Below are 24,929 nucleotides of genomic sequence, written 5' to 3' on the forward strand. Positions count from 1 at the left end.
AAATTTTGAAAGCTAGTAATAGTTGAGGTTTATTTCTTAACTATTTTGTATAGTATCATTCTTTTTTCTAATTATCAATATACTAAGAAGATGTTTTTTCTTAGTTATGTCAAGATTTGATAACAAATTGAATTAGCTATAATTTTATATGAAAAGTTTTTTTTGTGTGTAATTTTTACTATATATAATTAATAATAACCATTATACCTCTGCGATAATTAATCTCAGACCCTTGTCAGACCTGGACAAAAACTTAGTTTCCGGAGATGTCTATTGATCAGCAGTAATTAATATTTGGTGCTGCGTTATTCAGGTAAATATAGACTCTACGAGGGTGTAAGTTCCACTATCTTAGTCACCGAAAAACTCCTTTGTACCTACTGATATCATGTAGGGGCGCAATTGCGAAGTCCATGCCGTCAGGCTATATGGCCATCTGCTCCGACGACTCCTGACTCCTGTGAAATCATACATTTATTTAGCAACGCCAATTTTTTTAGTCCTTTAGCAAAATCAAGTTAACAATATGGGAAATATGAACTTTTGTAGTGATAATGTTACTGAAATATGTCCAGAAATTATGGCTGCTGTGATAGCTGCTAATGAAGGGTCTGCAATGCCTTATGGTGCAGATGAATATACTCAACGCTTGGAAGCTAAATTATCAAAATTATTTGAAGCTCCTGTGATAATTTTCCCTGTTGCTACGGGTTCCGCTGCTAATGCTCTTGCTTTATCAGCGATCGCTCCTCCTTATGGAGCTATTTATTGTCATGCTGAATCTCATATTAATGTAGATGAATGTGGTGCCCCAGAATTTTATACGGGTGGTGCGAAACTGGTGACGCTCAGTGGTACAGATGCTCAAATTAATCCTTCTGACTTAGCAACGGCATTAGAAAAAGCTGGTATTGGTATAGTGCATCATGTTCAACCAGCAGCAGTTAGTATTACCCAAGCGACAGAAGCGGGAACAGTTTATTTACCAGAAGATATAGCTGAAATAGCAAAGTTAACTCATGATCGCAATCTTTATCTACATATGGATGGAGCGCGTTTTGCTAATGCTGTTGTTAGTTTGGGTTGTGCCCCAGCAGATATAACTTGGCGAGTGGGGGTGGATGTATTGTGTTTTGGAGCCACTAAAAATGGAGCGATGGCAGCGGAGGCAGTGGTCTTTTTTAATCAAGAATTAGCAAAAACATTTGGCTACCGTCGCAAACGCAGTGGGCATTTATTCTCAAAAATGCGATATTTGTCAGCTCAGTTAGAAGCTTATATTACTGATGATCTATGGTTGAAAAATGCCAGTAATGCTAATCAGATGGCTACAAAATTAGCGCAAGGTTTGGTCAAGTTTCCTTCAGTCAGGTTATGTCATCCAGTGGAGGCAAATGAAATTTTTGTAGAAATTCCTGAGTCTGTGGTGACAGGTTTGAGAGCGGATGGTTTTCAGTTTTATGTTTGGCAGGAGGGAACTTTACCCATCATTCGACTTGTAACTACTTTTAATACTAGGGATGAGGATGTAGATGCTTTTTTGGAAAGTGTTCGGTCTCATTCTGTAGTTAATGTGACGGAATAGAAATCTCCGTATATTTTCTGAAAAATTAAAGATTCTGCAAAGTTGAGCATAAAGGGGTTGCATAAATCGGGGTGGAAGGGTAGATTAATGTTGTAGGCAATAAAAATAAATTTAATAAATTTTCTAAGGAGATTTAATCATGTCGAAAAAGCTTTCCATTGCTGCTGGTGTAACATTAGGTTTAACTATGCTGGTAGGTATTGACCAAGCTAAGGCTGCTTTGATCGTCAGTCCAGTAGGTGCAACAGCAACTTCAGAGTTTACACCTGGTGGCGAAATTGGCAACACTATTGACCAATCAGGTCTCAGTATTGGATTTACGAGTGGCGTAGATGATTTTGATGCTTATCTCGGCCTAAATCCGATACACAGTATCCTCTTCTCTGGTAACGAATGGTTCACTAATTTTCAAGGGGCATCCCAAACTGTAACCTACGATCTCGGTAGTGTTTTGGCTATTGACCGCCTTGCTCTTTGGAACGAGGAGGGTGCCGGGATTTTCTCTTTCAATATATTGTCTTCCAATGATGGAATGAATTTCTCTACTGTTTTGAGTGGAGTCTCTCCGATCGATAATCCACCCAATACTGACTATCCTGCAGAAGTCATTGATTTCGGCTCAGTTGTTAATGCACAATTCGTCCAATTTGAGATAACAGCCTGTGATCCAAATGTTTGTGCTATCGGCGAAGTTGCTTTTGCTACTGCTGAGACTGCTGAGTCTGTACCTGAACCTACTTTTCTACTAGGTTTATTAGCAGTAGGTGCTTTTGGTGCTACTTCCCTCAAGGGCAAACAGAAGCAAGAAAAATAGGTTTACAGCCTCAATTGAAAGCAACTTCCACTATAACCAACCAGACCAAGGACTAACCTCAAGTACACCTGTTGGAGTCATCACTACTCGGAATAAAGCAACAGACTTCTGCTCAGTAATTTCAGATTTAGCAGTATTGAATAACTTGGGTAAAGGTGTTTGCTCTGCATACTTATTAGCAGGTTCATTCATAGTTTCTAATTTGGCGATCGCTCCATCAACATTAACTGTGATGCAAAAAACTAAATCTTCGTACCATACTGGTGTTTGTTGCCAACTTTGGTCAATTCGGTCATACAATTTTTGGTTTAACTCTTCTAACTTAGCTTGATCGGTAATCTCTGACGCAACAACTTCTACCACAGCAGATGAGGCAGTTGTATTCTGTAACTGTTTATTACTCAAAGCAGACATAGACCAAAGTTTAATTGTGCTATCGGCACCCCCACTGGCAAGAGTTTGTCCATCAGGGCTAAAATTTACAGACCAAACAGGTTTAGCATGACCTTTAAATGTTTCTAGTATTTCTTCTGTATCTACATCCCACAGATGAATTTTTTTGTCGTAACTACTACTAGCAAGAGTCTGACTATCGGGACTAAAGGCAACAGATAAAACTGCTTTGTCATGTCCGTCTAGAGTGCATAGAAGTTGACCAGTTTCTACCTGCCATAACTTAACTTTTTGGTCTTGACTCCCACTAGCAAGGATTTTGCCATCGGGACTAAAAGCGATCGCCCAAATGGTGTTTTTATGTGCTGCTAATGAGTGGAGTTGTTTACCTGTATTCACTTGCCAAGTTTGAATTTGACCATTTTTACTGCCACTAGCAAGCATTTCTCCATCAGAACTAAAAGCGAGAGATGTAATGGGACTGGAATGTTTAAAATTCCGCTCAACAGATCCAGTTTTAAGATTCCAAATTTTGATTGTGCCATCATAACTTCCGCTAGCAAGAGTCTGACCATCAACGCTAATAGCTATAGCTTTCACATCATCGGTATGACCTTCGAGGGTTTGAATGAGTTTGCCGTTGACAAGATGCCAAAGTTTGATGCGGTTATCCCAACTGCCACTAGCGAGGACTTTTCCATCTGAACTAATGGCAAGAGATTCGATGGCATCTTTGTGAGCATCTATGGTATTCAGCAACTGACCATTGCTGAAGTTCCAAATTTTGATCGTGCCATCATAACCGCTGCTGGCCATGGTTTTGCCATCTGGACTAATAGCAACTGCATATACCCATCCTTTGTGTCCGGAAAGAGTAAGGGAGGGTAGAGTTGTTTTTTCTGGTTCTTGAGTCAAGTTTGTAGTTGGTGTTGAAAGCGATCGCCACAACCACAACCCACCAAGATTTGTTATAGTAGTTGCTGATATTATTGTGGCATATTTACGGAACTGTTGTGGGGTTAGCATAGATTTTAATTGTGAGATTTCTTAATTTGGAAAAGTTGATATAGCAATTGCCATACTGGTGAGGTACAAGATTCTAGGTTTTAGGCAATAGGCAACAGGCAACAGGCAACAGGCAATAGGCAATAGGCAACAGGGAAGAAAGATAAAAGTACCTCACTAGCCTGAGAAATGCTATGATTAATTTTTACTTTTGGTTTAATTTTCGGCTTTTATTTTTACTGATTTTTTATTGCGCTCTATCAGTTTTCTAGCAATAAATAAAATTGTGGTGCCAGTAATTCCGATTACTCCTAATGGGGTGATATGACTCCAATGACCCCACATTGTATATATGACGTGCCAGACTAAAATAAACATGGCAAAATATGTCAATTGATGTAATTTCTTCCAATTTTTCTTCATTTTTTTTATACTCCAATCATTAGAAGTGATTGTTAGGAGTGTGAAAATAATTAAAGTCACTATTCCTGTTCCATATATCGAATATGTTTGGGAATCAAAAACATCAAAGTTTCTTTTGCTAAGTAGCAAAACTCCATGACCAAGAGCAAATAAAAAAGCAATTACACCTATTTGACGACGATATTTCAATAAAAATTTAGGAAGTTCTGTTTTTTTGGTTGTGGGAAAAACAATCCTCAAAATTGTTGGTAGTAAAGTGAGGATATAGCATATTAATCCGAATAAACCTAAGTAGTTAGCAAGTGGTGCTGTATCTAATATCATGTTGGTTGAATATTTATAAATAAACGACGGAGGAGTCAGGAGATGGAAGAAGGAGTCAGGAGACAGGAGACAGGAGTCAGGAGATGGAATAAGGAAGAGGAAGAACAGTAGAAGAAGGAGAAAGTTTTTTGATCACGCTCTTATCCGGACATAATTAGGACTTATGCAGTACAACGTATTTTCGTCCGCAGCGACCGACAGGGTTTGCGCAGCAGTCAGGAACGGATAGCAATCTCAAATCCTAGTTTTTCGTAGCTCATGCGTAAGTTTTGATAATATAACATAGTATCTCCTTATTTTTTCTAGTACCTGGTATCATATTTTCATAAATTTGTCAAAATACTATGTGTCAAAGTAAAACCTCATTCATTTTGAGATATGGAGTTTGCCAAAAACTATAGGACTTACAAAGTACAAGGTCTTTTCGTCATTGCGACCCATAGGAAAGCAATCTCAAATCCCTGTTTTTCGTGCCTCATGGGTAAGTCCTGAACTATAAAATTGCAAAGCTTTTATAGTAGTAGGAAGAAGGTATTGATAACTGAAATGATATCAAATCCGGGGGAATTGGACTTGAAGAAGGAGACAGGAGACAGGAGACAGGAGACAGGAGGAAAATTACATGGGGATTCGCTCCCCCAAGTAATGCGTGAACACCCCCGTTGACGGTGGGGTATTAAACCCACAAAGAAAATGATAAAAAAATTCTCCAATTTTCATAACTACGCTCATCAAAGTGATTCTCTCTTCTCCTGACTCCTGACTCCTGACTTCTGACTCCTAATGATATTACTCAAACAATCTCAAGAAAATCATCAATGCCGATCGCGCTGTCCTGTACATCCTGCAATGTAATAGAAAGTCGTTCAGTACTAATGCGAGTGTCATTTCCTATCTGAGAAATTGTCAACTGCTCGAAACTCAAACCATCCTCTAAACCAATGACATCTATTCCATCTTCAAAATCAGTGATAATATTGTCACCATCACCAAACCCGAACTCAAACATATCCCCACCGAGTCCACCAGTGAGAATATCATCACCGGTCTGACCACCAATAATATCATCTCCTAGACCACCATCAAGTAGATCGTCACCTTTGCCTCCATGAAGCAAGTCGTTACCATCTAAACTTTGGATGATATCATCACCCCTATTTCCGTACATGAGATTATTTGCAGTTGTCCCGATTAAATCATCATCCTCATCTGTACCGATAGTGACATTAGGAGCGATCGCTAACTGAGTTTCTTGCCAGACACTTTCCGCTATCTGTTGCCCCAACGCTCTACCATTGAGGTCGCCATCTTCAAAGTGAATACCACCATAAAGACGAGAAATACCAGCTTCATCAGCAGCTTCACTAAAAGTTTCCCACTCTAAAGTTATAGGTTCTTCTGGTGTCACACCAGGTTCAAAACGAGACTCACCAGCTTGAAAAGTTATCGAAGCACCAAAATCATCGCTACCAGTAAAAAGTTGGAGAATTTCAGCAGCAGCAGCACTGAAGGTACTATGACCAGATACATATTCAGCGAAAGGAGGTGAAGGGTCACTACCAGGAGTTTGATAGGTGAGAAAATCAGTAGCCAAAATAGTTTGAGTGCCTTCTCCAGGACCTGCCCAAGCATCGATGGCAAAACCACCAAGCTCTGCATTAAACTCCCCAATTAACCCTAGTTCTCCTAGTTCCCTTACTGTTCGTACCGGACGAGCATAGTCATAAAAAGTTTTAGATTCCCAAGTGGCAATTCCGGCATCAAATACTGCGTTGCCCAAATTAAAGAAGAGTTTGACATCCTCATCTAATGTATTGTCATCTCTAGCTGAGACAAATTGGCCGAAAGTCATCCAAGTTCCTGGAGGGAAGGATGTACCACCGCCATCTTCCCAAAATTCTGCAACTAATTTTTGCTCGTCTGTGAGGTTAGCACTAATTGCGATAACTTCTTCTGTTTGCTCAATGAATGCAGGATTAATAATAGTACCAATAATATCTGGAGTAATTTCGATAACTGAACCGTCTGCTAGAGTAATTGTGCGTGCTTCCAAGTCTACTTCACCATCTACTAGCAAGAATGGTTCTGGTGCTGTTGGTCGAAATATATCACCTGAAGCGAGACTAAAAGGTATGACATCACCCCACTGAGGAGTGAGAAATGTTTGCACTCGCTCTTCCTCACCGGGTTCAGCATCAATGGGAATTGTTTCGGGAGTCCATAGTTCGATGTCAATGGGGTCTCCAATGGGATTACTTGGTTCATAGTCGCTGATGTCGGAGTAGGGAGTACCGTCACCATTGGGGTCATTTCCTAGTTGATTTGAGCCATCGTTTCGACGGAATGTTAATAGTGCTTCAGCGGCAACGTTACCAATGCCAGCAGGAGTAGTAGTATCGGTGGTTGTGTTGTTAGGATCGTAGCCAAGTTCAGCCATCAATTCGTTGAAAAGTTCTGTCTCAGTGGGAAATAATTCTGACAGTACTCGATAAGCAGCAAAACTCATGGCTTCAGTTTTGTTGGCATCGGTGTTTTCTGAAAGGGGACGTTGTAGGTCATCTTCTAATTGAGTTCCTACTGCTAATGGGTCGTAAGCACTCCAAGCATCGTAGATAGCTGTGTGTACGATCGCATAAGCACGGGAAGCAATGGTTGGACCTGGGGAAGTATTGATAACTGCTTGTTGTACTGCTCGGTCCCATAAAACGGAAATACTTGGTGAAGAGTCATCTACTGTTACGAGTTGAGTTTCCGGATCGAGGGTGAGATTGATGTTATTATTAGTATCTTCGGAGTCAAAGTTTTGCTGATCTTCTAATAATGAGTTCATCTTTTTTGTTTGTATTTCTGATTATTGTGAAAGGGGAATTAGGAAAGCAATTATTTTGCTTGATGATGATTTTCTAGTAGTCAAGCTGTGAAATAATCAGCTATCAGACAAGGGATATTTTTGGGACAATGGCAAGTTAATGATTTTTTCTTAACTTATTCTAATCTAAAAGCTATTATCTTGGATTAAAATTATCTTTCTTCCCTTTACAAATAATCTTAATTCAGCTAAATTTCAAATGGGGAATAAATGACAGTAAATTTCAGGTTACATCTTCACTAACTAGAAAAATGAATTAATCCTCATCAATGTGAAAATATTTTCACATTCAGCAGATAGTAAGGAATGTACCTGAAAATATGATTCACATTTTATCCAGTAGTCAAGGTTTCTCTTAGAGTAAGCATTCAGTGGTCAGCTATCAGCTTTATAGAATTAAAAGAATGTATTTCCAGTGGGGGCAGGCATCCTGCCTGTCCCTGTCTGCGGTGAAAATATCAGGAACGGGAAAATATCAGGAACGGGCAAGATGCCCATTCCACAAAACTATTAAAATCATCCCGCATTTATGCAACGCCGAAAAATATATTGGCTGTAATTTTAATCTTATTAATGTTAATCTTGACTTTCTAATCTTTGTTAAGTTATCTTGATTTAAACAACCTTAGTAAAACTTAATTTATCCAAATTAAAAGGCATAGTTATAATTAAAGCTCGTAAAACAAAAATTTTTTTTTCGTTAATTCTCTGGATATAATATAAGAAAGCTTTTATTACTAACTAAAAGCAATAGCTGATAGCTGATAGCTGACGGCTGAATGCTTACATTAATTTTAGTCAAATTTAAAAATAAAATTGATGAATCAACAAATTTTTGAACACATTTACTCTAGCTTGGCAGATGATGAAGTAAAAACATTAAGTTTATTTTTAGCAGGTAATAAATATGAACAAATTGCTCAGTCAATGAAATGGGATACATCAAATGTAGGGAAAAAATTAAAAGCGATCGCTACCAAATTTAATCTACCCAAGAATCATAGTTCATTTAGGGAATTTTTATTGGAAACATTCAGCAAATATCAATCAAACTTAGTTGATCCTCAGTTAAGAGCTGACTATGGTTTTAAGACTAACAAAATTATTATTCCTGGTAGACCAGAAAAACAAGACTCTCCTTTTTATATAGAACGTTATCGAATTAAACGTTGTTCTATTGAGTCTGAATGTTATGAAAAAATAGAAGAACCTGGTTCGCTAGTGAGAATAAAAGCACCAAAACAAATGGGTAAAACTTCTCTGTTGCGGAGGATACAAGCAAAAGCAAATAATAACAACTATATTCCGATTTATCTCAGATTTGATAGCCTAATTGAACCAGAAAATATCAGTAATATTAATAATTTTCTGAAAGCATTTAACAAAAATATCAAAAGTCGGTTTACTGATAGTCAAAGCTGGAAAATTTGGGATAATCACAATGCTAAAATATCTTGCACTCAAGAATTTGAAGCACTACTCTATCATTTAGAGCAAGAAGTAGTATTACTCTTAGATGAAGTGGATGAAATTTTTAACTATCCAGAAATATCTAAAGATTTTTTTGCCATGTTAAGGAGTTGGTATGAAGAAAGCAATAACTTAGAAATTTGGGAAAATCTACGAATGATAATTGCTTATTCCACAGAATATCATGGCAAATTAAATATTTATCAATCTCCTTTTAATGTTGGTTTACCTATAGAGTTAAAAGAATTTACATTAGAGCAGGTAACTCAGTTAGCGTACTTACATCAACTAGAGTCAGGAGTAGTTGCTCCTTTAATGTCAATGGTGGGAGGACATCCTTATTTAATCAGATTAGGATTGTACAAAATGTCTCAGGATGAATTAACCATTACAGAACTATTAAAATATGCTCCTACTGAAAGCGGAATTTATCAAGAACATTTAAGTAGACATTTAGAAACAATATTAGAAAAGACAAATATTAAAGCAGTTTTTCACAAAATCTTACAAAGTAATTCTCCAGTACGTTTACCCAATAAAAATCGAGAATTACATCAATTAGAAGCTATGGGATTAATTACAATTAAAGGTGATGATGCTGAACCTCGTTGTCAGTTATATCGACAATATTTTCAGGAACGGTTGGGATAAAAGAAGGAGTCAGGAGACAGGAGATGGAAGAAGGAGTCAGGAGATAGGAGACAGGAGACAGGAGTTGGAAGAAGGAGTCAGGAGACAGGAGACAGGAGTTGGAAGAAGGAGTTAGAAGTCAGGAGTTGGCTTTTTGGAAGTTAGGAGTTAGAATGATGCTTTTTGGAGCGTAGTTTGAAGATGGAATCAGGAGTCAGAATGAAAAGAGAACCTGCTAAAAACTTTCGAGATTTAATAGTTTGGCAAAAAGCACATCAACTTGTTTTAGATGTCTATGGTTTTAGCAGCAATTTCCCAAAAACAGAAACCTATGGATTAACAAGTCAGTTAAGGCGAGCATCCGTATCAGTACCAGCTAATATAGTAGAAGGCTTTAGAAAAAAGGGTCTAGCAGATAAAATCCGATTTTTGAATATTGCACAAGGTTCATTAGAAGAAAGTCGGTATTACCTAATTCTGGCAAATGACCTTGGATACGGAGATACTTCAAAACTTCTACTGGATCTAGAAGAAGTAAGTAAACTATTAGATTCATATATAAACGCAATTGAACAACGCAAATAATCTCCTAATTCCTACTCTTTCTTCCTCCTGTCTCCTACGGAAACTAAATAGAGTGAGGGCGAATGGCATTCGCCCCTACATATGGCGCTTTCAAAGTGAATTTGCGTAAGTCCTGTCTCCTTCTTACTCCCTCTTCCTCCCTCCTGTCTCCTGACTCCTGTCTCCTGTCTCCTTCTTAAAATATTATGGTTAGTTATAAATTAAGTGGTGGGGGTTTATCCGCTAATGACCCTACTTATGTAATGAGAAAACAAGATGCAGAATTATATGAAAAACTGCAAAGTGGAGAATATTGTTATGTGTTTAATGCTCGTCAAATGGGTAAATCTAGTTTGCGGGTAAAAGTGATGAAAAAATTACGGTCTCAAGGTTGTAAATGTGCAGCAATAGATATGAGTAGATTAGGTGATTTTTCTATTCAAAAACAATCTTGGTATGATGGTTTTTTAGAAGAACTATTTCGGGGATTTGGTTTAGCTTATAGCATTAATTATCAAGACTGGATTCAAGGTTATCAAAGTTTGACAAATATTCAGCGTTTGGCTAGGTTTATTGAAGAGATTTTATTTGTGAATTTTTCCACTGAAAAAATCTATATTTTTCTGGATGAAATTGATTTACTGGTAAATTTACCCTTTAAAAATGAATTTTTAGCTTTTATTCGCTCTTGTTATAATCGCCGAGCTGAGGATGAAAATTCTGATTATCATCGGCTGATTTTTTGTTTTTTTGGAGTAGCAACTCCAGAAGATTTAATTAGAGATGGAAGACATACTCCTTTTAATATTGGTCATCCCATTGAATTAACAGCATTAAATTTTCAAGAAGGAAAAAATTTAACTCAGGGATTAATAGGAATAGTAGAAGAGCCGGAAATTGTTTTACGGCGAGTTTTCGATTGGACTGGAGGTCAACCATTTTTAACTCAGAAACTTTGTCAAATTATTGTCGATCATACAGATAGCACTGAGCCGGATATTGATAAGTTAGTAGAAGAACATATTTTGACATATTGGCAAGAAAAAGATTATCCCACTCATTTAACATATATTCGGCATCATTTACTTAGTCAAAATCAACTTACACCTGAATTACTTAGACTATATAGAAAAATTCTGCTGCGGGGAGGAGTTAAAACTGATGAAAGTCGAATACAAATGGTACTACGTTTGTCAGGAATAGTTGTAAAAAAACAAGATAGATTAGTTGTTTTTAACAAAATTTATCGGACAATTTTTAATCTAAATTGGATTGAGGAACAGTTGGCAATTTTAGCAAAAGATCGGGATAAACAGACTCCTAAAAAAATGTGGATGCGTTTTGTTTATCCTAGTTTAATTTGGGGAGGAGTTATTAGTTTACTTGCTTTGGGATGGCGGCAACAAAAACTTGAATTACATGATTCCGATCGCTTGATGCAGAGTCAAATTCCCCTCACCGATCGCAAACCACCACCACCTAGGTTTGATGAACGAGGCGGTCGCAAACCACCACCACCCAGATTTGATGAACGAGGCGATCGGCGACCACCACCACCCAGGTTTGATGGACGAGGCGATCGGCAACTACCACCACCCAGGTTTGATGGACGAGGCGGTCGCAAACCACCACATCATAGACCTGATGATGCTCTCAGCTTATGGCCACTGTCACAACCTGACAAACAACCTCCGCCACCTAGGTTTCGTAGACGAGGCGATCGCCGACGCTCATCACATCATAGATTTGCCGAGGGGAAAAATCTCAAAAAATTGGCACAATTCTACTCTCAAGAAGAGTACAAAGATGCAGAACCACTATTGCATAGTGCTTTAGCTATCAATGAGAAAGCTTTGGGTACAGACCATCCCGACATCGAAGATAGTCTCAACAACTTGGCAGCACTCTACTATTCCCAAGGAAAATATACAAAAGCGGAACCTATTTTGCAGCGTGTTTTAACTATCAATGAGAAAGCTTTGGGTACAGACCACCCTCATATTGTACACAGTCTGTACAATTTGGCACAAATCTACTCTGAGCAAGGAAGGTACGCAGAAGCAGAATTATTGTTGGAACGTGCTTTGACTATCAATGAAAAAACCTTTGGTGTAAAGCATCGTAATGTTGCACACAGTCTGAAGAATTTAGCAGATCTCTATTATGAGCAAGGAAAGTATAAAGAAGCTGAACTTTTTCAACAACGTGCTTTGGATATTAGGGAGCATTGACTTACAGCAGTTTTCTAGTGGATGAGGTACATCTTGGTAGTAGGGAGTAGGAAGTAAGGAGTAGGGGGAAATTTGATAGATTCTCAAGATAATTTATGAAGATCATTAATATTTACGTCTAATTAATGAGACCTGATATAAAAGTGAATAACGCAATGTGCGCCATTTGATATCAAATCCGTTTAATTAGGTATCAGGACTTACGCAAATTAACCTTTAAAACGCCATATATAGGGAGGGGCAAATGGCATTTGCGCTCCGCAAAGCTCCGAATGACGCCATCACTCGATTTAGTGTCCGTGCGTAAGTCCTGGGTCAAAAAAATGTTCCATCTGAGCGCCATTGGCAAATCTGTCTTTATCTTCCCATCTCCTCATATCAAATTTGGTTAAACAGTTATAGATTGGTTAACTCAGAAGGAGTCATACCATGTCCGGATAATTATAGTCATTCTGAATAAGACTGGAACACTTTTTTAGCTGAAACTCTTTCAAGGTAAGAAACCCTTGTCTCAATCTTAACTGGAATGACTATAGTGATGAAAACACTTTTTTCCCTATCTCCTGTATCCTATCTCCTATCTCCTGTATCCTGTCTCTTGCCTAATTATTTAAGTATTCAACCGGACATGATATCAGTCCTCAGTCCTCAGGAGGAAAAAGAATCACAAAGGTTTAGTAGTTATGAGGATTGGAGAATTTTTTTATGTCCAATTCCCTCGGATTTGATATCATCTCCCCATCTCCCCATCTCCCCACACTCCCTACACCTGCCACACTCCACACATAGTAAGCTACTGCACGCCCTCAATAGGAGCAAAACCTTGCCGTTGCACATTCTCAGTTATCGTGCGTGGTTCCAAAAATTGCAATAGATAATCAGGTCCTCCAGCTTTCGACCCAACACCAGACAACTTAAACCCACCAAATGGCTGCCGGGAAACGATCGCTCCTGTAATTCCACGATTAATATACAAATTCCCCACTTCAAATTCTGCTTTTGCCTGTTCGATATGAGAAGGAGTACGAGAATACAACCCACCAGTCAAAGCAAAATTTGTACCATTAGCAATTTCCAATGCTTCTGAAAAACTTTGCGCTTTCATCACCGCCAACACCGGACCAAATATTTCCTCTTGGGCAATAGTTGCCGTGGGTGACACATCCTTAAATACCACCGGACCAACAAAATAACCATCATCTGGCGCTGCCATCTCCAGGGCAACTTCATTTTCCTGCTTACCTTGCTCAATATATTCCTTAATCCGTTTTTGTGCCTTAGCATCAATCACCGGACCAACTTGTGTACTTGGTTTCTCCGCATCTCCAATATTGAGCGATCGCGTAGCCTCCACCAAACGATTCACAAAAGCTTCATAAATTGATGCCAAAACCACAACCCGGGAACAAGCAGAACATTTTTGTCCGCTATAACCAAAAGCAGAATACACTACACCAGCAACTGCTTGGTCTAAGTCTGCACTCTCATCAACAATAATCGCATTCTTACCACCCATCTCAGCAATAACCCGCTTCAAGTGCTTTTGCCCAGGGCGTAAAATTGCCGCCTCTGCATAAATTTGACAACCAACTTCCTGAGAACCAGTAAAAGTAATACTATTAACATCTGGATGTTTCACCATAAAATCACCCACTGTCGAACCTTTTCCTGGCACAAATTGAAATACTCTCTTGGGAAAACCAGCTTCTACTAATATTTCAGCAATCTTGGAAGCAATAACTGATGAAACTTCTGCTGGTTTCAACAAAGTACAGTTTCCAGTCACCAAAGATGAAACAGTCATTCCTGTAGGAATAGCTAGAGGAAAATTCCAAGGCGAAATTACCAAAGAAATACCACGAGGTTGATAATAATAACGGTCAGTTTCTCCAGCGACATCATATTTATAACCTTGGTCTAACCTTTCCATTTCATCAGCATAGTAGCGACAAAAATCAATTGCCTCAGAAACTTCCGCATTACATTGGTTGAGGGGTTTCCCAACTTCTAATACCATCCATGCTGAAAGTTCGTGACGGCGTTTTTCCATTAGGTCGGCCGCTTTTCGTAATATCCCCGCTCGCTCTGTAACAGGTGTTTTCCGCCAACTAGGAAATGCTGCTTTAGCTGCTTGAATTGCTTGTTCTGCTTGTTCTACAGACATTAAACCAATTTTCCCGACTACCTCTTTCGGGTTTGATGGGTTAACGGAATCTACTATTTGCTCGGTCTGTATGTATTCGCCGTCGATCAGTGGGAGATATGTTTGTCCCAACTTTAGTCGTACTTGAGCAATAGCATTATAAGCTTGTTCTCGTTGAGCAGCATCAGCATAGTCGCTATCAGCAGCATTGGGAAAAACAGGTTTAACAATATCGTGAATTGTTGTTTTGCCGTTAGTAGTGGGAGGCGCTAACAATTCTTCAACGGGCACATTTTCTGAACTTTGTCTGAGGAATGAACTGTTGGCTGTATTTTCCAGGAGACGACGAATTAAATATGCCATTCCTGGTAGTAGGTCGCCGTAGGGACAGTAAACTCTGATGCGATAACCTTTGTCCACTAATGCTTTAGCTATTTGGTCGCCCATACCGTAGAGAACTTGCATCTCGAAGCAACGTTTAGGTACTTTTAATTCTTTGGCAATGGCGATCGCTCTGGCCTGGGAACGAACGTTATGACTACCGATAGCTGAATAGATATATTGATGATTTTCTAACATCATCTGAGTCAGCTGTTCAAAATTGGCATCGGTTTCTGGTTTATCGTTGAAAACTGGTTGCGGCCAGTCGTTTTGTAAAGCTATGATACTTTCTTGGTCCCAATATGCACCTTTAACCAGTCGGACGGTGACAGGATAACCCCGGAGTTTTGCCCAGTCAATGATTCCTTGCAGGTCTTTTTCGCTATCCCGTAGATATGCTTGGATAGTAACGCCGATGTCAGTGCGGTTGCGGAATTCTTCCTCCATCAACAGTTCTTTGAGAATAGCTATAGTTAGGTCTTTGTAGCTATATTGTTCCATGTCAAAGTGAACTGCTACACCTAGTTCTTTTGCACGTCGCAGTAGGGTACGGACGCGTCCGCTCACCCGTTCCTGACTGCCTTTAGCATCTAGGGGGTCAAACTGGGAATAAAATGCTGTAAGTTTTACTGATACCTGTACTCGTGGTAGTTGTTCGCCTTCTACTTCGTCTATCTGGGGTACTGACGACCAGTTTTTAGCTGCTTGAGAGAGCTGAGTCATCAGTTCTAGATAACGGTCTAAATATGATTGTGCTTCAGTTTCAGTAATTACTGCTTCTCCTAGTAAGTCTACGGTGAAGCACATTTTTTCTTTCCGTAGTTTTTCTAGGGTTTTGATTATTTGTTTGATGTTTTCCCCGGCAATGTATTTATGAGCGAGGGTTTCGACTGCGGGTGCAACGGTGGTAGCTGCGAGTTGACCGGGGACTGAGTCTGGGTTAGCGAAGTTGAGGAGTTTTTTGAGAGCTTCTGGCAGTTCGACTTCTTCGGTAGTCAGGTATTCTTGGAGGTGAGCAGCTATTTCTGGTTTACTGTGTAATGCTGGCAAACAGTCAATAAAGCGAAATAGTTGTACTCGCAAACCAGGGTTCGCCATTGCCCAGTCTAGGAGTTTATCATCCCACCGCATTTGATTTTGCAGTTTGCCTAGCCAGGAACTGTTTTTTTCTTGAGTTGCTGCTAGGAGTTGTTTTGCTATTTCTTGGGTTTGAGTTTCGTAGTTGCTATTAGGTATTTGTGCGACCATTTTTTTGACAATGTGTGGTTGAATCAATTGAGTAAGTGTATCGGATTATAGCCATTTTCACAAAGTTAGACTACAAAATTTCTGCCTTCTGCCTCCTGCCTTCTGACTTTCAGCCAAAAATATCTGTATTCTATGTTAATGAAAACTGCTATAATTTCGGTATTTATCACTAAAATTTCTTTGAAGTTAGTGTTTTTATGAGCCTGTTTCCGTTACTTTATACTTATCTAAATATTATCATTTAATCTGACAATATATTTGGCGTTGCATAGTGACGAATGATTTTAGATGTTTGATGAACAGGATTTTGGATTAATCAATTGCTAGAATGATTGATATTAGGTTCTTTTTAGTCAAAGTCTAAACTAATTTTTGGCAATATCATTTCAGAATGTGCAACCCCATATATTTTGTAGAGAAGGTTTCTTGAAAAATAATTATTTATGTTAAATTTTACTAGTTTTATTCTTCTTAATTGACCAGTTAATAACACTTGATGATTAGTCACATCAAATCTGGATTTTCATTGAGAATGAGCCTCTCCTCAAAGCAGAAATAATATCAAATCCAGTTGAATACTTATTATATAGTTGGGAGAGATAAGGAGGTGGGGAGATGGTCCGATTTAATATTGAAGTATGGATAGAATTATAAACATATACTGTATAACCGGATTCTATATAACTTAAGAATAACAAAGCCAAACCTAAGTTAGTTTGGCGAATCAATCTTGAATAAGTAATCAGTAAAGGCCAAGAACCATTCGCTACTGAATTCGATCCGTTTGCCCAACGTCTCCGTTAGGATCAGTATATTCAAAGGCGGCACCCAGATTCGAACTGGGGGATGAGGATTTTGCAGACCCTTGCCTTACCACTTGGCCATGCCGCCATTATTACCTTTAATTATTATAATACACCATCCACAAATATATGGCAAGTTCAAGGATAAATGTGATCTACATCACTTAAATTGATGTTTTGAATTGCACTGTGGACAAATATTTGAAGCTATTTTAATAATTTAAGGCTCTGATAGCAGTATCAGGAAAGGTTAGGACAGATAAAAGGTTAAAACTTAAAACTTAGGCAACCTAAGATTTTTCCTCCTTGCTTCTTCCTTACTGCTGTATCACTTATCACAAAATTTCCTCAGTAACAATGATTTTCCAACCTCCTGTGCTTGTTGCTCAAATCACCGATACCCATCTATTTGCAGACTCTATTCAGGGAAAAATGTATGGAGTTCCCACGGAAAGATCTTTTGTGAAAGTCTTGGAGAAACTCAAACAGTTGCAACCTCAACCAGATGTACTACTACTTACTGGAGACCTTTCCCAAGATGAAACTTCTCAATCATATCAACGTTTAGCATCTTTACTGAGTCCTCTGAACATTCCTACTTACTGGATAGCAGGAAACCACGATAATTTACCCACAATGGAACGGGTATTAAGTTCTGCTCCTATTTCTGCGAAAAAATCTTTTGAAATGGGTGGATGGAACTTTTTTTTACTAAATACCAATGTGCCTGGATGTGTTTATGGTGAAATTTCTCCAGAAAGTTTAGAGTGGTTAGAATATAACATTAAAATGACTGGAAATAAACCAGTTTTAATTGCTTTGCATCATCCTCCTGTAAAAATTAATTCCGAATGGATGGATAAAATTCTTCTGCATAACCCAGAAAATTTCTTAAGTATAATTAATCGTTATCCACAAGTAAAAATTGTTTTGTCTGGTCATATTCATCAAGAATTTGCCAAGGAAATAAATGGTATTCATTATTTATCAACTCCTTCTACTTGTATTCAATTTGAACCAGGAAATTATAAATTTTTTCTAGATAAACAACCACCTGGATTACGATTACTTACCTTATATCCTGATGGAAATTATACTACCAAAATTGAAAGGATTAACTATATTTATGAATGTGATATGGCAGCTAGTGGATATTAGATATCTCCAGAAAAGAGGGAATAGGGAACCCACCCCTCGCCCCTCCCCCTCCCAGGAGGGGAAATAATTGATAATCTCTGTATGATAATTGATTTTATTTTTTATGTTTGGAGATGTCTATTAGTAATTGAAGAAGGAAGAAGGGGTTTTAGTTATCTAAGGAGAGAAGAAGGGATCTAAATTGGGAAAAGTGGATGAGGAGATGCGGAGATTGAAGTAATTATAGAATTATGAACATATACTGTATAACTGGATTCTATATTAAATAATTAATCTACAACCTAAAACCTTCTTCAAATGACTCAAAAAAAATTCTTTCTTGGGTGCGCTGTTTGGGCATTTAAACCTTGGGTGGGAGAGTTTTATCCTCCCAAAAGTTCTCCTTCTGAGTTTCTCTATCTCTACAGTCGCCGTTTCACTACCGTTGAAGGTAACACTACATTTTATGCTACCCCTAAACCAGAGACTGTGACGAAGTGGGCAATACAAACGCCTCCTGGATTTCAATTTTGCCTAAAACTACCACGCAACATAACTCATAATGGATTATTAAAACCTTTTATCCCGGATGCTTTAGACTTCCTCAAACAGATGCAACCTTTGGGCGATCGCCTGGGTGTATTTTTTGCTCAGTTACCGCCGAGTTACGGCCCCTCTTCATTTGATGACCTCGCAGAATTTTTGCAAGCTTGGCCACGAGACCGGATACCTTTAGCTTTGGAAGTTCGCCATCCTGACTGGTTTGAAGACTCTCAAGCTCAACAGTTAAATAGTCTTCTCAAACAACTGAGTGTGGGGAAAGTTTTGCTAGACTCGCGTCCTGTCTACACTGGTAAGGATAACCCCCAGTTGCGGTCTCAAAACCGTAAACCCAATTTACCTTTACAGTTGACGTTGACTGCTCCATTTACCATTGTGAGATTTATTTCTCACCCTCAGTTGTCGGTAAATCAAATTTTCTTCACAGAATGGGTAACTCAAATTGAGCAATGGTTAGGTCAAGATATCACAATTTACTTTTTTATTCATTGCCCTGAAGAAGAGCGATCGCCTAGTACAGCACGTCATTTTCAACAGTTATTAGAAATAGCAAAAATTCCTATTCCATCCCTGCCTTGGAATTTACTTAATCAGTCGCCTACTCAGTTAAGTTTATGGTGATTTTTTCTGAGAGTTGCTGATGTTATATAGCAGAAGGAAGAAGGAAGAAGGAAAAGTCTTGCTTTGTCTGAGTTTTAAGCTTTTTATCTGTCTGCGTCCTTTGCTTCGACTGCTATATCAAGTCCGGTAATATCAGTATTGTAAGGTAAGGTTAAGGAAGAAGGCTTTTAGGATTGAAAAAAATTCAATTTTATCATTTTCTTTGTGGGTTTAATACCCCACCGTCAACGGTCGTGTTCACGCATTACTTGGGGGAGCGTAGACGCGGAGCGGCCCTTCGTTGACTATCCCCATGTAATTTTCCTCCTGTCTCCTGTCTCCTGTCTCCTGTCTCCTTCTTCAAGTAGATATTCACCCTTGCTCTTCCTTACTTTTTTCCTCCTGACTCCTGACTCCTGACTCCTGACTCCTGACTCCTTATACGAATAGAAAACCCATTATAAGGAGACTTATTCGGCAATTGCACTTCAAAATTCACTCGGTCTATAATATCTGCTGAACGCACTTCTAAAGTCCATTTACCGGGAGATAATTTCCAAAATAAAGAATTATCAGAATTAACAGCTAATTTCTCTCCATTCAACCACCATTCCACAGAATTTTCCCGTGAGTTCGCCAACTTAAATTCTAATTTTTTCTCTCCTCCAACATCATCCATTAAAAAATAATCATCTTCTTGAGGAAACAAAATTTTTAACTCACCAGAAACCAAACTAGATTTACTCTGTTTTGCCAACCATTCATTATATTCATCAGGCAAATTTTCCACCGAATAATTATCAGATAAATGCTCATATTCTGCCAATTTTTCTGGATAAAAATACTCCGTTATTACCGACGGACAATCAGATTTCGGACGCAACCCAGAAATTGTACAAACCGGGCGTTGAACCATATTTTTTGGCGGTGGAAAAGCTGTCGGTTCCTTCTTTTCGTGCAAATGTAACATAATCCTATTCCATAAAGGCGCAGCACCCATCACTCCTGATATTTGCACCATAGATTCCCCGCTAAAATTACCCACCCAAACCGCCACAGTATAATCATTAGTAAAACCCACTGTCCAAGTATCACGAAAATCTGAAGAAGTACCAGTTTTTACTGCTGCTGGAAATGGCAAATTTAAAGCCGAATTCACTCCAAATTCTGCTGCTCTTGCATGAGTATCACTTAACATATTTGCGATTAACATCCATTCAGATTTTGCTTTAGGTAGTAGGGAGATGTCTTGATTTTTTTTATGTTGAAAAAGTGGGGAAGTTTTACTAGGAATAGTTGTAACGACAGGAATAACTTCTCCTTGTCTTGCCATAATTGAATAAGCTTTTGCCAACTCCCATAAACTGACTTCCCCACTGCCTAAACTTAAGCCTAAACCATAATGTTCTGGTGAGGCTTGTAAATGTTTAAAACCTAATTGATGTAGACGGTTTAAAAATTGCTCTAATCCTACTTTTTCTAAGACTCTTACTGTCGGAATATTTAGAGAATTTGCTAAAGCAACTCTCACAATAACAGGTCCTAAAAATCTATCTTGATTATAGTTAGTAGGACTATAAAGTTTGGCTCCAGGAATTGCATAATATGTCGGTACGTCTGGCAAAATAGTATTCGGATTAATTACTTGATTTTCTAATGCTAATTGATATAAAAAAGGCTTTAAAGTTGAACCTGGTTGACGTAGTGCTTGTACTCCATCATTACTACCCATTTTTTGAGTATTAAAATAATCTGGAGAACCGACATAAGCTAATACTTCTCCAGTCTGATTATTAATTATAATTGCAGCAGCATGATGCACATTATAAGGGGTAAGATTTTGAATTACTTGTTGGACTTGGGTAGTAACAAATTGTTGTAAAGGTCGGTCAATAGTAGTACGAATAACTGTAGGAGTAGTTGTTGTAGATAAGTTTTGATTTATGGCAGTGGATTGATTTTGAGATAACCAAAATATAAAGTGTGGCGCAGCAATAATACCTTGATTTTTTGGTTGTAGAGTTATTTTTTCCGCAAGCGCTTTTTCAGCTTCAGCACTGGTAATATAATTGTCTTCAACCATGCGCTTCAGAATGTAAATTTGACGTTGTTTGAGGAGACTCCAATTATAGTAAGGGTTGAGGTCAGTGGGGTCGTTTGGTAAGGCAGCGAGAATAGTAGCTTGGGCAAGGTTGAGGTCCGTAGCTGAGATGCCAAAATAAGCGCGGGATGCTGCTTCTACGCCATAGATATTTCCTCCCATAGGTAAGCGGTTGATATATGCTTGCAGGATTTGATTTTTGTTCATACCTGCTGTGATACGCCAAGATAGCCAAATTTCCCGAATTTTATTGCCGAAGGTGCGGGGTGTGGGTTCCAACATTCGGGCAAGTTGCATGGTGATAGTGGAAGCTCCACTGACTATTTGTTTTGCTTGGATAGCTTCGAGGAGCGATCGCCCTATTGCTTTGATGTCTAGAGCGCCATGTTGATAATATCTTTTGTCTTCCGCTGCGATGATGGCGTTGATAAATAGAGGTGAGATTTTATCTAGGGGGACGACTACTGTATTTTCTTGGTCGCGGGTAAGGATGGTTCCGAGTGGCAAACCGTTGCGGTCGATAAATTCTAGGGTTTGTTGGTTTTGAGCTATGTCTTGAGGACGAATGGGGGCAAACAGAGGGAGCGATCTGATACTCAAGCACAATAGTACAAAACTCAGAATAAATTTAGACCTTGGTTTGGTTTGCTGCCATTTTTGTTTAATATTTTTTGATATGTGTTTGGTGATTTTTATCATAACAAGTTTTATTATCAGCCATTTTCAGATCATACCAATTTGAAAAAAGCAAAATTTGTAGGGTGCCTTAGATGGCTAAATTTTAGACTATGAAAAGCATTTAAGAATCTATCGTAACGCACCATTTTAGATGTGTCGGTCCACTAACCCCAGTTTTTATCTTCAGAGCAGAGTTGGAAAAACAAAATAATTGGTAAGTTTTTTATCAAAGTTTTGATGTGGTAGAATTAGAAAAAAAACTACGGAATTTCTCCAAAAGTGACATCTTCATACAAACTATCAATGCTAGTCCGAAAGTCAATGCTTGCCAGGAGAATTTCACTGCTTTGAGTGTAAGTGTGTAATACCCAAAGACCTTCAGCATTACGACGGAAACATTCTAAACGCTGGCGTTTTTGGTTAATTAAACGTATTCTTGCAAGGTTGGTAATTGCTGATAATTGGCAAATTTGTCACCGCGTTCTAATGCTTCTGTGCTTTCGGATAAAACTTCCACTATTAAACAAGGATATTTTTTATGATTTGGCAAAGCTTTATCTCTGGCGTCGCAAGTTACCATAACATCAGGATAATAGAATGTATTGGTAGTTTCTATATGAGCTTTCATATCCGACATATAGACGCGACAACCACTACCTCGCAGATAATTTCTTAATGCTGAAGCTAGGTTGAGGGAAATAGTCACATGAGCATCACTAGCACCGGCCATTGCGTATACTTGTCCATCAATATATTCGTGTTTGACGGGACTGAGTTCTTCTTCTGTGAGATATTCTTCAGGAGGAATGTAATTTGTGTTTTGGTTAGCAATCATGGTTTGAGAGATAGAAGTATTATATAGATGTCTGAACTTTGGGATGCTTTGGAAGAATGATTTTACTCGATAGTCATATTTTTAATATGATTTCTCAACCATTCATAGACTAAAATTTGTACGTCAATTTTTCTCTGTTCAGCAATTTTAGTGATAAATTGTTCGATATCTGGTTCGAGATAAATGGAGTAATGAAACTTAGCATCGGGATGGTAAAACTTGCCTTGTTCTGCTTGGGAAAAATCGTATTCTGATTTCAGAATTGCCTCTTTTGATAAACTTGAGTTTCAGTTAAAGTAGCTTTACTAGCTGAAATAATCCGAATTTAGATAGGAGAATTTATTGATTTCTTTAAAGGTATGGATAACAACCCTTAAAATACCTGTTTCATCTAAGCCCATAGTAATCCATCTATCTTCATCTTGACTATGTTCTTCATCGTAGATTGTTAATTGATAAGGATCGCGGAAAACAGTTGATGCCAAACGAAAATTTAATTGATGTTTGCGAATATTTTGTTTTTCTTTGGCCTGATTCCAATCAAAGTTATAATCCAAAGCAATGTATCATCGTAAATTAAGTACAAGTCTATTATAATAGAAAATCTTGCTTTATTTACTAATGTCATTTTCTAATAGCTTATAGTTAGATAAATATAGTCAAAATTTCTTTTTAGTCAACTCTTTTATTAAAAACTAGAAGCCATTTTTCACTCTTTAATTTACCAAAATAATGAAACATACTAAATTTTTCAACCCTACTCTAGAAAAACTAAAACCCAAAGTTAATGGCTGGTTAAAATTCCTGATAATTAGACTAAAAAAAAATTCCAAATAACCATTTTAATTTTAGCAACTTTTCTGGGTATTTTATATAGCTCAATTTCACCTGCACTTACCCAGGAAAAACCTGTAACTATCCAAGTATTAATGTCAGCTATCACAGCTACTCAATTAGAACCAATTCAAATAGACTTTAACAAAAGTCACCCAAATATTAACTTAGAAATTGTCAAAGCTCCTAACGATACTAATTTAGTAGAAGACCTTTATACATCCTCTTTTTTACTAGGAGATTCACCATATGATCTAGCTTATATGGATACAGTTTGGGTGCCAAAATTTGCTGCTGCTAACTGGTTACAAGACCTTTCTGAAAAAATTGATAAACAACAATTAGAAGAAACATATTTGTCAGGAGATATAGAAGGAGGAACTTACAAAAATAAACTTTATTGGATGCCATTAATCTCTAATGGAGGAATGCTTTATTATCGCACGGACTTATTAAAAAAAGGTGGATTTGAACCTCCTAATACCTTTGAGGAGCTAATCAAAATATCACAAGAATTACAACAGCAAGGATTAGTTGAATGGGGATACCTTTGGCAAGGTAAACAATATGAAGGTTTATCCGCAATGTTTATCGAAATTCTCAAAGGTTATGGAGGTTTTTGGGTAAATTCAGAAACAAATGAAGTAGGATTAGATCGACCAGAAGCGATAGAAGCAGTAGACTTTTTACGCACAACTATTACCGCAGGAATTTCTCCTCCTGGAGTAACAACTTATGCAGAAGAAGAAACCCGTCGTTTATTCCAAAGTGGTAAGACAGTTTTTCTGCGCAATTGGCCTTATGTATATCCATTAGCATCAAAATCCGAAATAGCCGGAAATTTTGCTATTAAACCAATGGTTCATGCTTCAGGAAAAGAAAGTGGAGCTTGTTCAGGTGGATGGGGGTTAGGAATAGTTAAAAGTACAAAACATCCAGAGGAAGCATGGGAAGTTATTCAATACTTCAACAAACCAGAAGTTCAACGTAAGTTGATTTTAGAAACAGGTCTTGTTCCTGCCAGAAAATCACTTTTTAATGACAAGATTCTAGTAGCAGAATTTCCTTACTTACCAAACTTATTTCCAGTAGTTGAAAATTCTGTTTTACGTCCTCCCATTGCTCAATATGCTCAAGCTTCAGATATTTTACAACGTTATCTTAGCGCTGCCCTAACTGGTTCCCGTACTCCAGAATTAGCAATGAAAGGTGCCGCAGCAGAAACTCGTGCTTTGTTAGGAACTTGAAGAAGGAGATGGGCAGTGTGGGGAGGTGGGGACCCACCCCTAACCCCTCCCAG

General features: G+C 38.2%; 14 protein-coding genes, 1 tRNA gene and 1 pseudogene. 8 read left to right on the forward strand and 8 right to left on the reverse strand.

Annotation, left to right across the window (positions count from 1 at the left end):
- The first annotated feature begins 535 nt into the window (after positions 1-535).
- Positions 536-1,585, forward strand: a complete 1,050-nt coding sequence (locus tag F6K27_RS14035) for a low specificity L-threonine aldolase (RefSeq protein WP_287276714.1) — start codon at positions 536-538, stop codon at positions 1,583-1,585.
- 139 nt (positions 1,586-1,724) lie between these two features.
- Positions 1,725-2,399: a discoidin domain-containing protein gene (locus F6K27_RS14040; protein WP_287276691.1), complete on the forward strand. Its 675-nt coding sequence runs from the start codon at positions 1,725-1,727 to the stop codon at positions 2,397-2,399.
- Between the two features lie 30 nt (positions 2,400-2,429).
- On the opposite strand, the gene F6K27_RS14045 is transcribed toward F6K27_RS14040, so the two are convergent.
- The 3 genes from F6K27_RS14045 to F6K27_RS14055 all read right to left on the reverse strand — a co-directional run bounded on the left by F6K27_RS14045 (position 2,430) and on the right by F6K27_RS14055 (position 7,374).
- The gene (locus tag F6K27_RS14045) at positions 2,430-3,818 is read right to left on the reverse strand and encodes a WD40 repeat domain-containing protein (protein WP_287276692.1); all 1,389 of its coding nucleotides are present in this window, start codon (positions 3,816-3,818) and stop codon (positions 2,430-2,432) included.
- Positions 3,819-4,013: 195 nt separating this feature from the next.
- Positions 4,014-4,544, reverse strand: coding sequence for a ferric reductase-like transmembrane domain-containing protein (locus F6K27_RS14050; protein ID WP_287276693.1), 531 nt, complete (start codon positions 4,542-4,544; stop codon positions 4,014-4,016).
- A 793-nt stretch (positions 4,545-5,337) separates the two neighbouring features.
- The gene (locus F6K27_RS14055; protein WP_287276695.1) at positions 5,338-7,374 is read right to left on the reverse strand and encodes a DUF6851 domain-containing protein; all 2,037 of its coding nucleotides are present in this window, start codon (positions 7,372-7,374) and stop codon (positions 5,338-5,340) included.
- 858 nt (positions 7,375-8,232) lie between these two features.
- On the opposite strand from F6K27_RS14055, the gene F6K27_RS14060 reads away from it, so the two are divergent.
- From F6K27_RS14060 to F6K27_RS14070, 3 genes are all read left to right on the forward strand, one after another.
- The gene (locus F6K27_RS14060; protein WP_287276696.1) at positions 8,233-9,534 is read left to right on the forward strand and encodes an AAA-like domain-containing protein; all 1,302 of its coding nucleotides are present in this window, start codon (positions 8,233-8,235) and stop codon (positions 9,532-9,534) included.
- 198 nt (positions 9,535-9,732) lie between these two features.
- Positions 9,733-10,098 carry a four helix bundle protein gene (locus F6K27_RS14065; RefSeq protein WP_192901150.1) on the forward strand — a complete coding sequence of 122 codons (366 nt, stop codon included), beginning with the start codon at positions 9,733-9,735 and terminating at the stop codon, positions 10,096-10,098.
- A gap of 185 nt (positions 10,099-10,283) precedes the next feature.
- The gene (locus tag F6K27_RS14070) at positions 10,284-12,308 is read left to right on the forward strand and encodes a tetratricopeptide repeat protein (RefSeq protein WP_287276697.1); all 2,025 of its coding nucleotides are present in this window, start codon (positions 10,284-10,286) and stop codon (positions 12,306-12,308) included.
- Between the two features lie 793 nt (positions 12,309-13,101).
- Here F6K27_RS14070 and pruA read toward each other — a convergent pair.
- Both pruA and F6K27_RS14080 read right to left on the reverse strand, forming a co-directional pair.
- Positions 13,102-16,080, reverse strand: coding sequence for an L-glutamate gamma-semialdehyde dehydrogenase (gene pruA, locus F6K27_RS14075; RefSeq protein ID WP_287276699.1), 2,979 nt, complete (start codon positions 16,078-16,080; stop codon positions 13,102-13,104).
- Positions 16,081-16,899: 819 nt separating this feature from the next.
- Positions 16,900-16,971 (reverse strand) — tRNA-Cys (locus F6K27_RS14080).
- 269 nt (positions 16,972-17,240) lie between these two features.
- Here F6K27_RS14080 and cpdA point away from each other — a divergent pair.
- Positions 17,241-18,041: a 3',5'-cyclic-AMP phosphodiesterase gene (gene cpdA / locus F6K27_RS14085; RefSeq protein WP_287276700.1), complete on the forward strand. Its 801-nt coding sequence runs from the start codon at positions 17,241-17,243 to the stop codon at positions 18,039-18,041.
- A 297-nt stretch (positions 18,042-18,338) separates the two neighbouring features.
- A complete protein-coding gene (locus F6K27_RS14090) occupies positions 18,339-19,202 on the forward strand; it encodes a DUF72 domain-containing protein (protein WP_287276701.1) in 864 nt (287 codons plus the stop codon).
- Between the two features lie 367 nt (positions 19,203-19,569).
- On the opposite strand, the gene pbpC is transcribed toward F6K27_RS14090, so the two are convergent.
- The 3 genes and pseudogenes from pbpC to F6K27_RS14105 form a co-directional block, all read right to left on the reverse strand.
- Complete coding sequence (pbpC, locus tag F6K27_RS14095) at positions 19,570-21,981, reverse strand: penicillin-binding protein 1C (protein ID WP_287276702.1); 2,412 nt, start codon at positions 21,979-21,981, stop codon at positions 19,570-19,572.
- Between the two features lie 239 nt (positions 21,982-22,220).
- Positions 22,221-22,795: pseudogene (locus tag F6K27_RS14100) on the reverse strand (Uma2 family endonuclease).
- A gap of 305 nt (positions 22,796-23,100) precedes the next feature.
- Positions 23,101-23,352, reverse strand: a complete 252-nt coding sequence (locus F6K27_RS14105; protein ID WP_287276703.1) for a BrnT family toxin — start codon at positions 23,350-23,352, stop codon at positions 23,101-23,103.
- Between the two features lie 372 nt (positions 23,353-23,724).
- Between F6K27_RS14105 and F6K27_RS14110 the strand changes: the two genes are divergently transcribed.
- Positions 23,725-24,876: an ABC transporter substrate-binding protein gene (locus F6K27_RS14110; protein ID WP_124145907.1), complete on the forward strand. Its 1,152-nt coding sequence runs from the start codon at positions 23,725-23,727 to the stop codon at positions 24,874-24,876.
- Positions 24,877-24,929 lie beyond the last annotated feature (53 nt).

Source organism: Okeania sp. SIO2F5 (assembly GCF_010692685.1).
Lineage (GTDB): Bacteria > Cyanobacteriota > Cyanobacteriia > Cyanobacteriales > Microcoleaceae > Okeania > Okeania hirsuta.